This is a genomic window from Pseudomonas sp. CVAP#3 (assembly GCF_018986375.1).
In the GTDB taxonomy this organism is placed as follows: Bacteria; Pseudomonadota; Gammaproteobacteria; order Pseudomonadales; family Pseudomonadaceae; genus Aquipseudomonas; species Aquipseudomonas helvetica.
This window is the reverse complement of record NZ_JAHMSC010000021.1, coordinates 62,552-75,935: the sequence shown is the minus strand read 5'-3', so window position 1 is coordinate 75,935 and position 13,384 is coordinate 62,552. Positions and strand designations below refer to the sequence as shown.

Annotated in this window: 12 protein-coding genes and 1 riboswitch; of the genes, 6 read left to right on the top strand and 6 right to left on the bottom strand. The window is 60.9% G+C overall.

Going from position 1 to position 13,384, the window contains the following annotated elements; genetic code table 11:
* Window positions 1-55: 55 nt before the first annotated feature.
* From KRR23_RS25600 to KRR23_RS25585, 4 genes are all read right to left on the bottom strand, one after another.
* A complete protein-coding gene (locus KRR23_RS25600; RefSeq protein WP_103316331.1) occupies window positions 56-1,021 on the bottom strand; it encodes a metal ABC transporter ATPase in 966 nt (321 codons plus the stop codon).
* A gap of 43 nt (window positions 1,022-1,064) precedes the next feature.
* On the bottom strand, window positions 1,065-1,877 hold the full coding sequence (locus tag KRR23_RS25595; protein ID WP_216744716.1) for an aldo/keto reductase: 813 nt from the start codon (window positions 1,875-1,877) through the stop codon (window positions 1,065-1,067).
* A complete protein-coding gene (locus KRR23_RS25590; RefSeq protein WP_103316329.1) occupies window positions 1,874-3,049 on the bottom strand; it encodes an FAD-binding oxidoreductase in 1,176 nt (391 codons plus the stop codon). The genes KRR23_RS25595 and KRR23_RS25590 overlap by 4 nt, the downstream gene beginning before the upstream one ends.
* A gap of 252 nt (window positions 3,050-3,301) precedes the next feature.
* On the bottom strand, window positions 3,302-3,634 hold the full coding sequence (locus KRR23_RS25585) for a multidrug efflux SMR transporter (RefSeq protein WP_019691475.1): 333 nt from the start codon (window positions 3,632-3,634) through the stop codon (window positions 3,302-3,304).
* Between the two features lie 103 nt (window positions 3,635-3,737).
* Between KRR23_RS25585 and KRR23_RS25580 the strand changes: the two genes are divergently transcribed.
* The gene (locus KRR23_RS25580; protein ID WP_216744715.1) at window positions 3,738-4,628 is read left to right on the top strand and encodes a LysR family transcriptional regulator; all 891 of its coding nucleotides are present in this window, start codon (window positions 3,738-3,740) and stop codon (window positions 4,626-4,628) included.
* Window positions 4,629-4,651: 23 nt separating this feature from the next.
* The gene (gene waaA, locus KRR23_RS25575; protein WP_216744714.1) at window positions 4,652-5,926 is read left to right on the top strand and encodes a lipid IV(A) 3-deoxy-D-manno-octulosonic acid transferase; all 1,275 of its coding nucleotides are present in this window, start codon (window positions 4,652-4,654) and stop codon (window positions 5,924-5,926) included.
* 171 nt (window positions 5,927-6,097) lie between these two features.
* On the opposite strand, the gene KRR23_RS25570 is transcribed toward waaA, so the two are convergent.
* On the bottom strand, window positions 6,098-7,537 hold the full coding sequence (locus KRR23_RS25570; protein WP_216744713.1) for a TolC family outer membrane protein: 1,440 nt from the start codon (window positions 7,535-7,537) through the stop codon (window positions 6,098-6,100).
* Between the two features lie 194 nt (window positions 7,538-7,731).
* Window positions 7,732-7,837: riboswitch (TPP riboswitch) on the top strand.
* Between the two features lie 171 nt (window positions 7,838-8,008).
* Here KRR23_RS25570 and thiC point away from each other — a divergent pair.
* On the top strand, window positions 8,009-9,898 hold the full coding sequence (gene thiC, locus KRR23_RS25565) for a phosphomethylpyrimidine synthase ThiC (protein ID WP_216744712.1): 1,890 nt from the start codon (window positions 8,009-8,011) through the stop codon (window positions 9,896-9,898).
* Between the two features lie 180 nt (window positions 9,899-10,078).
* Window positions 10,079-11,371 (top strand): putative hydroxymethylpyrimidine transporter CytX, encoded by a 1,293-nt coding sequence (gene cytX / locus KRR23_RS25560; RefSeq protein ID WP_216744711.1) that lies wholly within the window; start codon window positions 10,079-10,081, stop codon window positions 11,369-11,371.
* Here cytX and KRR23_RS25555 read toward each other — a convergent pair.
* Entirely contained in the window at window positions 11,340-12,086 is a 747-nt protein-coding gene (locus KRR23_RS25555; RefSeq protein WP_216744710.1) for an RsiV family protein, read from the bottom strand. The genes cytX and KRR23_RS25555 overlap by 32 nt on opposite strands.
* A gap of 223 nt (window positions 12,087-12,309) precedes the next feature.
* Between KRR23_RS25555 and KRR23_RS25550 the strand changes: the two genes are divergently transcribed.
* Both KRR23_RS25550 and KRR23_RS25545 read left to right on the top strand, forming a co-directional pair.
* On the top strand, window positions 12,310-12,927 hold the full coding sequence (locus tag KRR23_RS25550) for an NUDIX domain-containing protein (protein WP_103316324.1): 618 nt from the start codon (window positions 12,310-12,312) through the stop codon (window positions 12,925-12,927).
* Window positions 12,918-13,370 (top strand): DUF1249 domain-containing protein, encoded by a 453-nt coding sequence (locus KRR23_RS25545; protein WP_019691483.1) that lies wholly within the window; start codon window positions 12,918-12,920, stop codon window positions 13,368-13,370. The genes KRR23_RS25550 and KRR23_RS25545 overlap by 10 nt, the downstream gene beginning before the upstream one ends.
* Window positions 13,371-13,384: the final 14 nt, after the last annotated feature.

The following is a 13,384-nucleotide window of genomic DNA, read 5'->3' as shown; positions in this document are numbered from 1 at the left end:
CGGGGGCAAGCCCCCTCGCCACAAAAGCCCTGTTTTCACAGTCTGTGATGCCGAGTTAGCGTGCCACCTTGCGTGGCACGATTTTCTTCAGCAGCAGTTTGGCCTTGCCGGTCAATCGGCTGAAACCCGATGCCTTGCCCGGTTGGCTCAAGCCCTGCTGCCTGAGCCAGTCCTTCCAGCGAATCCGCTCGTCACGCACCAGCCAGCCTTCCTGTTGGGCAAAACTTTCTGCCAGATACAGTCCGCGTGTGCTTGCCGGGTAGAGCTGATCTTTTTTCAGGGTATAGAGCTCGGGTAATGGCTGGCCATCCTCAAGCGGCATCAGGTACAGGTCGGGGCGCTTGCGATCCAGTCGTGCGACAAGTTGATCGCCTTCAAGGCGTTCATCGACATGAAACAGGCTCAGGGATTTGGTTTCCTTGGGCACGTCCAGGCGCAAATCGTAGATCAACTGCAACGAAGCCGTGGGCAGATGCACGTAGGCTCGTGGGCGTTCGATCAACTGCATGTTGGCGCAGCGCACCGGACGTGCAGCGCCAGACAGCGGCGTCAGGCGGAACGGCAGCGCCTCGCGGTAATGCAGCGCGCTGGCGTAAGGCGCTGGCAGCCAGGTGTCATTGAAGCGCCCGCCAAGCCAGCCTTCGGGGGTTTCCAGCAGGCATTCCTCGGCAATCTCCTGAATGGCCGTGTGCAACGGCAGGTTCAGCTCGTGAGCCGGCACATAACCCGAGATCAGTTTGAGTACCACGTCGCCACGGTCCTGACGACGCTGGCGGACCAGCACCCAGTAATCGCGATTCTGCCAGTGCAGAGTCAGCCGTACCGAGACGCCGAGGTTGGCCAACTCCAGCGAAAAGTGCTCTGGATTGGCTACCGTGACCGGGCGCCGACGTTGCAGGGTCTGGGAGAAATTCAGCGGCCTGCCGACACTCTGATAACTCAGGCCTTCGGGAGTCGCTTCGACGTATAACGGCAGGGTCTTGAAGTTGCTGGGATTCTTTCTTATGAGCGTTCGCGGCATGTCGGCTCCTTCTTGCGTCGGGGTCGGCCGCTGTGGCGGCTGTTCAACGACTACGTAGGACTTGAGCAACAATCGCCACATTGTGGGCGAGGTGCAGCGGATTAATGGTCCCGACAATAGCACTGGCGACACCGGGTTGCGTAAACAACAGCTCGAAGCTGGCGCGTACGGGATCTACGCCGGGGCTGAGGCAGGCGTGACCGCTGGCCAGAGCCTTCTTCACCAGAATGGCTTTGCCGTGGGCAGCAGCGTAGTCGATGACCGGCCGCTCGGCCTGCTCGTTGAGATTGTAGGTGATCATGGCGCAATCACCTTGTTCCAGAGCCTTCAACCCACCATCGACAGTTTTGCCGGAAAACCCGAACCCGCGAATCTTGCCCTCGCGCTTGAGCTCGGCGAGGGTCTGGTAGACCTCGCACTCGTTGAGAATCGCCAGATCATTGCCGTCCGAGTGCACCAGCACCAGATCGATAAAGTCGGTTTCCAGGCGTTTCAGGCTGCGCTCGATGGAAAAGCGTGTGTGGGCAGCGCTGAAGTCGTGGTGCGACAGGCCGTCGACGAATTCTTCACCGACCTTGCTGACAATCACCCACTCCTGACGCTGACCGCGCAGCAGCGGGCCGAGGCGTTCTTCGCTGCGGCCATAGGCGGGCGCGGTATCGATCAGGTTGATGCCCAGCTCGCGGGTCAGCTTGAGCAGCCTGCGCGCTTCGTCATCGTCCGGGATCTGAAAGCCATTGGGGTACTTCACCCCTTGATCGCGGCCAAGCTTCACCGTGCCCAGGCCCAATGGCGAAACCAGCAGGCCAGTACTGCCCAGCGGGCGATGCAGGTCGTGCAGGGTGGCCTGGCTCATGGCAGCAGTTGCTCCCAGGCAGGCACGCCCATCGGCGGTTTTGGCAGGGTTGGCAACGGCGCCGGATGGCTTGGCTGGATGCCGTCGCGTTGCAGCGACGCCATTACCCGGTCAGCGAAGTCCGGTGCCAGCGCCAGTTTGGTCGGCCAGCCCACCAGCAGGCGATCCTGCTCGGCGAGGAAGGCGTTGTCGGGTCGGCTCAGGCCCGATTGCAGTGGCTCGGCACGCTCGACCCGCAAGGTCGCCCATTGCGCCTGGCTGAGGTCGACCCACGGCAACAGGTTGCCGAGTTCTTTCTGTGCGGCGGCTATTTGCGCGGCAGGTTCGCGGGCCACGCCTTCGGCTTCGGCGATATCACCGCCCAGGTACCAGACCCATTGACCATCGGCGGCCGGGTGGGTGGTGACGGTGATGCGCGGCTTCGGCCCGCCGCCCAGGCAGTGGGCGTAGAGCGGTTTCAGGCTCGGGCCTTTGACGATGACCATGTGCAGCGGCCGACGTTGCATGGCTGGCTGGCTCAGGCCGAGCGCCGTGAGCAAGTCAGCGTTGCCAGCGCCAGCGCTGAGGACGATGCGCTGTGCACGGATCTCACGCTCGTCAACGCGCAGGCCGACCAGCTCACCATTTTCCAGCAGTGGCTCGATCTTCTGCCCGGCCAGCAGGCCGTCACCGGCAAGCTCAGCCAGACGCCCGATCAGGCTTGGCACATCGACCACCAGTTCCGCGAGGCGATAGACCTTGCCCTTGAAGCGCTTGTCTTGCAGGGCCGGCGGCAGTTGCTCGCCCTTGACCTGATCGACCCGGCCGCGCACCGCTTTGCTGGCGAAGAAACTGGTGAGGTTGCCGGCGAGGGTGCCTGGGGACCACAGGTAATGGGCTTCGGACAGCAGGCGCACGCCGGACAGGTCCAGCTCGCCGTCGCCGGCCAAGGCTGCACGCCAACGGCGCGGCATGTCGGCAATCGCTTCGGAAGCGCCGGTCAACGCGCCATGCAGCGCGTACTTGGCGCCGCCGTGGATGATCCCCTGGGACTTCACGCTCTGTCCGCCGCCGAGGCTGGCACTTTCCACCAGTACGGTCGAGAAACCCTGGCGACGCAGGCGTGCGTTCAGCCAGAGGCCGGCGACACCAGCGCCGACAATCAGTACGTCGGTGGAAATAACGGATGGCATGCAGCGACCTCAGAGTTCAGGACTAGAGGCGCAGTATACAGACTCGACGAATAGAGGTTTTGCTGGCGATCAACAGGTGGCTGGTCAGGCTATGCACAAACCTGTGGCGAGGGAGCTTGCTCCCGCTCGGGTGCGCAGCAGCCGCAAATGAACCGATGCGGTCTTATCCCCAAACCTCGATATCAGGTTTTGGGGCCGCTTCGCGACCCAGCGGGAGCAAGCTCCCTCGCCACAATGGACCGGTATCGGGGTTTAGTGTCCGGCGGTTTTCGAGAACAGCTGGATGACCACCACGCCCAGGACGATCAGCGCCATACCGAGCATGGCCGGGATGTCGAGTTTCTGGTCGTAGAGAAACAGCGCCGCGATGCTGACCATCACGATCCCCATACCGGCCCATACCGCGTAGGTGACGCCAACCGGAATGGTGCGCACCACCAGGGTCAGCATCCAGAACGCAATGCCGTAACCAACGATGATCAACAGCAAAGGGAGTGGCGTGCTCAGGCCCTTGACCGCTTTCATCGATACGGTGGCGATCACTTCGGCGCAGATGGCGATAGCCAGGAGGTAGTAAGCGTTCATGGTGTGATCCTCGTATTTTGGCCTGCTTGATGAGGTCGGCATTCTAGAGGCTTTCGAGATGGGGTAAAGTCATTACCTATCTGATTTGAAGATGGGTTGAATCATGAGTGTGCAATGGAATCTGGAGCAGATGCGTTTGTTCGTCAGTGTGGCCGAGCAGCGTTCATTTTCGGCAGTCGCGCGCAATCAACGCAAGGCGCAGTCGGCGGTCAGCAGTGCGATTGCACTGCTTGAGGCAGACCTTGGCCTGAACCTGTTTGATCGCAGTAGCGGCCGCCAGCCGCGCTTGACCGAAGCAGGCAGCGCGTTGCTCGAAGAAGCTCGAGAGGTGCTGCGCCAGTGTGAGCGTCTCAATGGGCGGGCGCTGGCGTTGATGCGCGGCCAGGAAGCGCGCTTGCGTCTGGCGCAGGATGAGGCCATGCCTTATCAACCGGTGCTCGACAGCCTCGAAGCATTGGCCGAGCAATTTCCCAGCCTGGAAGTGCAACTGGCCAGCGCCGCCCAGGGCGATGTGGCGCGCAAACTGGTGGAGCGCCGGGCCGATCTGGGCTTGCTGTTTTATCACGAACAGATTCCCGAAGCCCTGGAGCGTCGGGTGCTGGGCAGCGTCGAGATGGTCACGGTGTGCGGAGTCGGGCATCCGCTGGCCGTAGAAGGGCAGGTCAATTGCCAGCAGATGGCGCAACACCGACAACTGTTGATGGCCACGCATTCCAGCGTCTACCCCGGCAGTGAACAAGCCAGCCCGCAAGTCTGGCGCGCCGACAGTTTCTACGTTCTCGCCGAGTGGCTGATGCGTGGCCTGGGGTGGGGCTGGCTGCCGCGGCATGTGGTGCAGTACCCGGCGTATCAGGGGCAGATGGTCGAACTGGTCAGCGAATGGACCCCGCCAGCGTTGGTGGTGGAGTTGGTCTGGCGGCGTGATGAACCGCTGGGGCCGGCGGCGCGTTGGTTGGCGGAACGTTTTGCCGTGCACTTGCAGGCGATCGGCTAAAAAAGCCGATAAACTCCGCCGCCATGAATAGAACTCTCTACACCGCGCTGTTTTACCTGGGGCTGCCACTGGTAGCGATTCGGCTGTGGCTGCGCTCGCGCAAGGCGCCAGCGTACGCCAAGCGTATCGGCGAGCGCTTCTCCATTGGCTTGCCGGTGATGAAACCTGGTGGCATCTGGGTACATGCGGTGTCGGTTGGCGAAAGCATTGCCGCTGCCCCCATGATTCGCGGGTTGCTCGAACGTTATCCACAGCTGCCGATCACCGTGACCTGTATGACCCCAACCGGCTCCGAGCGGATTCACGCAATGTTCGCCAATGAGCCGCGCATTCAGCACTGCTACCTGCCTTACGATCTGCCATGTGCGGCGGCGCGGTTTCTCGACCGGGTTCAGCCGAAACTGGCGGTGATCATGGAAACCGAACTCTGGCCCAACCACATTCATCAGTGCGCCAAACGCGGGATCCCGGTGGCGCTGGCCAATGCCCGGCTTTCAGAGCGTTCGGCCAAAGGCTATGGCCGTTTCAGCAAGCTGACACAGCCGATGCTGGCCGAAATGAGTCTGTTCGCGGTGCAGACCGAAGCCGAGGCCGAGCGTTTTCGGCAGCTGGGCGCGCGCGCGGAAACGGTCGAAGTAACCGGCTCGATCAAGTTCGATTTGCGCATCGACCCACTGTTGTTGCAACGGGCCGCCGAGTTGCGTCAGCAATGGCAAGCGGTCGAGCGACCGATATGGATCGCCGCGAGTACCCATGAAGGTGAAGACGAAGTGGTGCTGGCGGCGCATCGACAATTGCTCGCCAGCCATCCGGATGCGCTGCTGATTCTGGTGCCGCGTCACCCCGAACGCTTTAATCCGGTGTTCGAACTCTGCCAGCAGCAAGGTTTCAACACGATCCGTCGTTCGACCGGCGAAATGGTCAGCGCCAGCACCTCAGTGCTGCTCGGTGACACCATGGGCGAGTTGCTGTTTCTCTACGCCTTGGCCGACAGTGCGTTTGTTGGCGGTAGCCTGGTGCCGAATGGCGGGCATAACCTGCTGGAGCCGGCGGCGCTGGCCAAACCGGTGCTGAGCGGGCCGCACCTGTTCAACTTCCTTGAGATCGCTGCATTGATGCGCAGTGCCCAGGCGTTGCAGGAAGTGGATGACGCCCACGGGCTGGCGCTAGCGGTGCAGCGACTGTTTGAATTGCCACGCGATGCGCAGCGGATGGCAGAGGCGGGACTGAATGTGATGCGCGCCAATCAAGGCGCCTTGCAGCGTTTGCTGGATGGGTTGGGGCGGTTGATCAACTAATTCGGAGCCTGACATCTGTGGCGAGGGAGCTTGCTCCCGCTGGGCTGCGAAGCAGCCCAAAAAACTGACACCGTGGTGTATCAGGCACACCGTAGTCACCGAACTACGACTGCTTCGCCCGAACGCGGACCGGCCAGCGGGAGCAAGCTCCCTCGCCACAGGGTTGGTTTTTTACTGGCCGGGATTAGCCTTCAGCTGTTCCGCTGCAGCCTTGGCCAGGTCCGGCGGCAGGAAGTCCTTGTCCGGGTTGTAGTCGGCCTTGAGATAACGCTTCAGGTCCTGCAAGTCGCCTGGGCTGAGGGTGCCGGCCGCCTGCTTCAGACGCAGGTTGTCGAGAATGTAGTCGTAGCGGCTGTTGTTGTAGTTGCGCACCGAGGTGTACAGCTGGCGCTGGGCGTCGAGTACGTCGACGATATTGCGCGTGCCTACCTGATAACCGATCTCCGTGGCTTCCACCGCGCTCTGGTTCGAGATGATCGACTGGCGACGTGCCTGCACCTGCTCGACATCGCTGTTCACCGCACGGTGCAGGTTGCGGGTGTTTTCCACCACTTGCCGACGCAGTGCTTCGCGTTGCTGTTCGTTTTGGTCCAGGCGCGAGTACGACTCGCGAACCTGCGAGCTGGTCAGCCCGCCGCTGTAGATCGGAATGTTCAGTTGCAGGCCGACCGTACTTTGCGAGACGGTGCCACCGTACGGTTGCCCAAAGGCACTCGGGTTGCTGAAGCCCAGCGCATCGTTGTCACCGGTCTTGTACTGCGCCACCGCATCGAGGGTCGGTGCGTGACCGGCCTTGCGCTGCTTGAGCGTTTCTTCGGCGGCGCTGACCGCGTAGTTGCTGGCCAACAGGTTGAGGTTCTGCTTGGCGGCGGTGTCGACCCAGGCCTTGGCGTCGTTCGGCGCTGGCGGCAGGACCGGCAAGGTGTGGACGATGCCCTGAATCGAGTTGTACTGACGGTTGGTCAGGGTGATCAGCGCTTCGAACGCATCATCCACCTGGCGCTGGGCGAGGATCCGGTTGGCGCGCGCGGTGTCGTAACTGGCTTGCGATTGCAGCACGTCGGTCTTGTCCGAGAGGCCCACATCGAAGCGCTCATTGGACTGATCGAGCTGGCGCTTGAACGCGGCTTCCTCGGCCTTGGTCGAGGCCAGGTTGTCCTGGCTGCGCAGCACGTTGAAGTAGGTTTCGGCACTTTGCAGGATCAGGTTCTGCTCGGTCGCCGAGAGCTGCAGCGCTGCTTGCTCGTTGACATCCTTGGCCGCCTGAAGCTGGAACCAGCGATCGGCGCGGAACAACGGCTGGGCCAGCGTTGCTTGATAGAAGTGGGCACTGCGATTGGCAATAGCCGATGGTTGGTCGATTTTCGTCCGAACATCGGCGACCTCGGCGCTACCCGAGAGGTTCGGCAGCAGGCCGGCGCGGGCCTGGGGCACGACTTCCTTTTGCGCACCATATTGGGCGCGGGCGGCAGCCAGGTCGGCATTGTTGTCGACGGCTTCCTGGTAGACGCTGACCAAATCGGTATTGGTCGATAATGGCGTTTCTGCTGCCCAGGCCATTCCGTTGGACGCACAAGACACGGCAAGAGCCAGTGAGAGTTTGCGCAGCATGAGGCGATCCCTAAATTTTATTACGTCGATAATTTGAGCGCCAAGGCTACGGCGCACGCCCGGCAGCGTCAAGGCGCAGCATGGCGTTGCGAGTGTAGATGCGCCAACCTGCGGCAACAATCCTGTAATGACGCCATTCATCACGCTGATTGCACCGGTGTTGGCGTTCTTTGTCGGTTGTGTCTAGACTGGCCGGGTTCTTGTCGGGGTGCCTTGCTATGAGGCTGAGATCGAATAATTTCGGATCCCGTTGAACCTGATCAGGTTTAAGCCTGCGTAGGGAACAAGATTTCTCGTCACCCGGCGAGTCCTCTTGTGCTTCGTCCGGGATGTTGTTCGACAATCGAACAACCCTCGTGCACTCAGCACAGCACTCATCCAGCTGGAGTTTTCACTGGTGGGCTGCGTCCATTCGTTACAGGTTCGCTCCGACAAAATCCCACTGCCTGGATGAAGTCTGGAGAGCCCGTGATGACTACAAAATCAAAAAATGCGATCAATTTGAGTGACTCGGCCAAAGTCGATCAGCAATCGGTTCAGCCTTTTACCCGCTCGCAAAAAATTTATGTTCAGGGCTCTCGCCCGGACATCCTCGTGCCGATGCGCGAAATCAGCCTCGACGTGACGCCCACCGACTTCGGCGGTGAAATCAACGCACCGGTCGTGGTCTACGACACCTCGGGCCCGTATACCGATCCCAACGTCATCATCGATGTGCGCAAAGGTCTGGGCGACGTGCGTTCGCCGTGGATCGAGGCGCGTGGTGATACCGAGCGCCTGGCCGGCCTGAGCTCGAACTTCGGCCAGGAACGCCTCGCCGATGCCGAGCTGACCAAGCTGCGTTTCGCTCACGTGAACAACCCGCGCCGCGCCAAGCCGGGTGCCAACGTCAGCCAGATGCACTACGCCCGCAAAGGCATCATCACCGCCGAGATGGAATACGTTGCCATCCGCGAAAACATGAAGCTCGAAGTGGCCCGTGCCGCAGGTCTGCTGGATCAGCAACACGCCGGTCACAGCTTCGGTGCCAGCGTGCCGAAAATCATCACCCCGGAATTCGTCCGTGAAGAAATCGCCCGCGGTCGCGCGATCATCCCGGCGAACATCAACCACACCGAACTGGAACCGATGATCATCGGCCGTAACTTCCTGGTGAAGATCAACGGCAACATCGGCAACAGTGCGCTGGGCTCGTCCATCGAAGAAGAAGTGGCGAAACTGACCTGGGGCATTCGCTGGGGTTCGGACACGGTCATGGACCTGTCCACCGGCAAGCACATTCACGAAACCCGTGAGTGGATCATCCGCAACTCGCCAGTGCCGATCGGTACCGTGCCGATCTATCAAGCGCTGGAAAAAGTCGGTGGCGCCGCCGAAGACCTGACCTGGGAGCTGTTCCGCGACACGCTGATCGAGCAGGCCGAGCAGGGCGTCGACTACTTCACCATCCACGCTGGCGTGTTGCTGCGCTACGTGCCGATGACCGCCAAACGCGTGACCGGGATCGTTTCCCGTGGCGGTTCGATCATGGCCAAGTGGTGCCTGGCGCACCACAAAGAGAACTTCCTCTACACTCATTTCGAAGACATCTGCGAAATCATGAAGGCCTACGACGTCAGCTTCTCGCTGGGCGATGGCCTGCGTCCTGGCTCGATTGCCGACGCCAACGACGAAGCGCAATTCGGTGAGCTGGAAACCCTCGGCGAGCTGACCAAGATCGCCTGGAAGCACGACGTGCAAACCATGATCGAAGGCCCGGGCCACGTGCCGATGCAGTTGATCAAGGAGAACATGGACAAGCAGCTCGAGTGCTGCGACGAGGCGCCGTTCTACACCCTCGGCCCATTGACCACCGACATCGCACCGGGTTACGACCACATCACCTCGGGCATCGGCGCGGCAATGATCGGCTGGTTCGGTTGCGCCATGCTCTGCTACGTCACGCCGAAGGAGCACTTGGGCCTGCCGAACAAGGATGACGTGAAGACCGGGATCATCACCTACAAGATCGCCGCCCACGCGGCAGACTTGGCCAAAGGACATCCGGGCGCACAGATCCGCGACAACGCCTTGAGCAAGGCGCGTTTCGAATTCCGCTGGGAAGATCAGTTCAACCTCGGCCTGGACCCGGACACCGCGCGTTCGTACCACGATGAAACCCTGCCGAAAGACTCGGCCAAGGTCGCGCATTTCTGCTCGATGTGCGGGCCGAAATTCTGCTCGATGAAAATCACCCAGGAAGTCCGTGAATATGCGGCCAACCAGCGGATCGAAACCGTCGATGCCGAAGTCGCCCAAGGTCTGGCCGAACAGGCCGAGCGCTTCAAGCAGGAAGGCAGTCAGTTGTACAAGAAGGTTTGATCCGAGTGTGTGGGCTCGCTGAGGCGAGCCCACATTTTATGGCTGACGCGGCTCTTGTAGGAGCAAGGCTTGCCCGCGATAGCGGTGTATCTGACACACCGCTATCGCGGGCAAGCCTTGCTCCTACAGGGTATGGGCGCCAAGACCAGCACAACAAATGTTCCTCTGAGATAACCCCCCTTGAGTATTAAACCCAGTACCTATTCTCCCGACCACGCCGTGCCTCTGGCCCAGCGCGTGTTCGGTGCCCGCGATCTGTTCTCCCTGTGGTTCTCCCTCGGCATTGGTCTGATGGTCTTGCAGACCGGGGCCTTGCTGGCGCCGGGGTTGGGCTTGTCGGGCTCGTTGCTGGCAATTTTTCTGGGCACGCTGGTCGGCGTTCTGCTGCTGGCGTGCGTCGGGGTGATCGGCAGCGATACCGGCCTGTCGGCCATGGCTGCACTCAAACTGAGCCTTGGTACTCGCGGTGCGAGCCTGCCGGCGCTGTTGAACCTGCTGCAACTGATCGGTTGGGGTTCGTTCGAAATCATCGTCATGCGCGACGCGGCCAGCCTGCTCGGCGCCCGTGCGTTCAGCGACGCTAGCCTGATGGCCAATCCATTGCTCTGGACGCTGGTGTTCGGCGCCCTGGCGACCTTGCTCGCGGTTAGTGGCCCGTTGACGTTTGTCCGTCAGATCCTTCGCAAATGGGGCATCTGGTTGCTGCTGGCGGCGTGCACCTGGCTGACCTGGAACCTCTTCGCCAAAGCCGATCTGGCCGCGCTGTGGGCACAGGCCGGTGACGGTTCGATGCCATTCGCCGTGGGTTTTGATATTGCCATCGCCATGCCGCTGTCGTGGTTGCCGCTGATTGCCGACTACTCGCGTTTCGGCAAGCGTGCGAAAAGTGTATTCGGCGGTACGGCGCTGGGCTTCTTCATTGGTAACTTCTGGCTGATGAGCCTGGGCGTTGCCTACACCCTGGCGTTTGCCCCGAGTGGTGAAGTCAACGCCTTGCTGTTGGCACTGGCCGGTGCCGGTCTGGGGATTCCGCTGTTGCTGATCCTGCTTGATGAGTCGGAAAACGCGTTCGCCGACATTCATTCGGCGGCGGTCTCCAGCGGGATTCTGTTGCGCATGAAAGTCGAGCACCTGGCCTTGGCCATCGGGGTGATCTGCACCTTGATCGCGTGCCTGGCGCCACTGGCCCAGTACCAGAACTTCCTGCTGTTGATCGGTTCGGTGTTTGCGCCGCTGTTCGGCGTGGTGCTGGTGGATCATTTCATCCTGCGCAAGCGCAGCGCTCAAATTGCGTCAGCCGCCTTGCGCTGGCCGGCATTGCTCGCCTGGCTGGGCGGGGTGAGCACCTATCACTTGCTGGCGAATCTGTATCCGGAGGTCGGCGCAACCCTGCCATCGCTGGTAGTGGCAGGGCTGCTGCAACTGCTGCTGGGTCGGGTCTTCAGCTACGCTCAGGCACCAGCTCAGGCTTGATCTGGCCCTTGAGGCGAGCGTAGGGGATGGTCATTTCGATGAGGCCACTCGAATAGGGCGCGATGGTCGCAACGTTGTACTTGAGCACCACCCCGGCGCTGGTCAAGGCCACGTTCGGGGTTTTCTGGAATGGCCAGCTTTTGACGAAGTCCGGATCCCGATCCAGTTGCGAATTGATCAGCCAGCTATTGTGCGCAACTTGTGCGGTCTTCCAGAACGCCACTTCCTGCCCCGGCAAGAGCATGTCGTTCAGGCTCAGCTCTTTTTGCAGCTGGCGCGAGTAGTTGATAAAGCCCCGTCCCGGCGTGCCATTGGCCGCGCCCGTGTCCAGATAGCTGGACACTTCAATGATCACCAGTCCGTCATGCTGCTCACGTACCTTGGCTTGCAAGTAGACGCTGTTGCGATCGCCTGATTCACGCAGGAACTGTTCGCGGTAGGCGTTGAGGGAAGCGGGTAGCGCCGCGCCCGGTGAGGTGCGGGTCATTTGCAGCAGGCGCTGTTCGACGATCCGGTCCAGTTGCGGCTCGGTCGGGAAATGCACCGTGTCGATATTCACCAGCGGGCAGTCGGGGCCGTCGCAACCCGGCTTGACCTGCTCGGACGCATCGCGAGTGGATGTCACCTGTGCCCGATAGCTGGGTTGGAACAGGCTTTGGCAAGCGCCGAGCGTGAGGGCAATACAGGCCACGGAGGCGATTTTCAACAGCGACATGGGCGTCCTTCATGAATCAGAGAAAGGCAAAATTCAGGGTCTTCGACTGCCAGCGGTGCGGTCGGTTCGCCACTAAGCTAATTAGAGTCAATTAGAGTTGTTTTCACCCCTTGCCGTCTATCCCGCTGACGGCAAAGAGGCTGCATCAAACGATGTGGGCGCGTTAGGATGGCGCGAAGCCTGGGGGGAGCCCCGGACGGATTGACAGTAAACGAGGATTGTTATGACTGATTTTGCCAATGCCACCCCGACCATCGTAGACGTCGTACGCCGCGAAAACTGCTTCAAGGGTTTTTACCAGCTTGATCGCGTGCACCTGCGTCATGAGCTGTTTGCCGGTGGCATGAGTCGCGAGATCAGCCGCGAGTTGTTCGTTCGTCATGATGCTGTGTGTGTCTTGCCTTACGATCCGCAGCGGGACGAGGTGGTATTGATCGAGCAATTTCGCGCCGGTGTATTGGGCAAGACTGATAACCCGTGGCTGGTCGAACTGGTCGCCGGTCTGATCGATAAGGATGAACATCCGGAAGAAGTTGCTCACCGCGAAGCGCAGGAGGAAGCTGGGCTTGTATTCACTGCGCTGTGGCCGATGCTCAATTATTTTCCGTCGCCCGGTGGCAGTACCGAATACGTGCACTTGTATCTGGGGCGGTGTAACAGTAATGGGGCCGGCGGCCTGCATGGGCTGGTGGAGGAAGCAGAAGATATTCGCGTGACGGTCTGGGATTTCGAAGATGCCCTGCAAGCCGTACGTGATGGACGGATTTCCAACGCGGCGAGCATTATTGCCTTGCAATGGCTGGCTTTGAACCGCGTTGAAGTGAGGGGGTTATGGTCGTAAACAAACAGCGCGATCGTTATCGGGTCGATCTTGTGGGGCTGCAAAGCGCCTGCGAGGCCAACTACGCCCGACTGATGCGCCTGTTACCGGAGATGCGCAATCAGCCGGCTGCCCGGCGCATTGCCATGACCCAGGGCGAGCAGATGCTGGGCGTGCTGATGCTGGAAGTGTTGCAGGCATGTCCGTACACCACGACCCTGCGAGTGCGCCAGGAACACAGCCTGCCATGGCTGCCGGTGCCGCAACTGGAAGTGCAGGTCTACCACGACGCGCGCATGGCCGAAGTCATCAGTGCCGAACATGCGCGGCGCTTTCGCGGCATCTATCCTTATCCGAATGCGTTGATGCACCAGCCGGATGAAAAGGCCCAGCTCAATGTGTTTCTCGGCGAGTGGCTGAGTCATTGCCTGGCCTGCGGGCATGAGTTCGAAGTTGTGCGTTAGTTGTGAACTGCGTC

Bases quoted from the DNA above. Each gene is read 5' to 3' on its own strand.
- KRR23_RS25600 (WP_103316331.1), bottom strand. From the start codon at position 1,021: ATGCCGCGAACGCTCATAAGAAAGAATCCCAGCAACTTCAAGACCCTG.
- KRR23_RS25595 (WP_216744716.1), bottom strand. From the start codon at position 1,877: ATGAGCCAGGCCACCCTGCACGACCTGCATCGCCCGCTGGGCAGTACT.
- KRR23_RS25590 (WP_103316329.1), bottom strand. From the start codon at position 3,049: ATGCCATCCGTTATTTCCACCGACGTACTGATTGTCGGCGCTGGTGTC.
- KRR23_RS25585 (WP_019691475.1), bottom strand. From the start codon at position 3,634: ATGAACGCTTACTACCTCCTGGCTATCGCCATCTGCGCCGAAGTGATC.
- KRR23_RS25580 (WP_216744715.1), top strand. From the start codon at position 3,738: ATGAGTGTGCAATGGAATCTGGAGCAGATGCGTTTGTTCGTCAGTGTG.
- waaA (WP_216744714.1), top strand. From the start codon at position 4,652: ATGAATAGAACTCTCTACACCGCGCTGTTTTACCTGGGGCTGCCACTG.
- KRR23_RS25570 (WP_216744713.1), bottom strand. From the start codon at position 7,537: ATGCTGCGCAAACTCTCACTGGCTCTTGCCGTGTCTTGTGCGTCCAAC.
- thiC (WP_216744712.1), top strand. From the start codon at position 8,009: ATGACTACAAAATCAAAAAATGCGATCAATTTGAGTGACTCGGCCAAA.
- KRR23_RS25555 (WP_216744710.1), bottom strand. From the start codon at position 12,086: ATGTCGCTGTTGAAAATCGCCTCCGTGGCCTGTATTGCCCTCACGCTC.
- KRR23_RS25550 (WP_103316324.1), top strand. From the start codon at position 12,310: ATGACTGATTTTGCCAATGCCACCCCGACCATCGTAGACGTCGTACGC.
- KRR23_RS25545 (WP_019691483.1), top strand. From the start codon at position 12,918: ATGGTCGTAAACAAACAGCGCGATCGTTATCGGGTCGATCTTGTGGGG.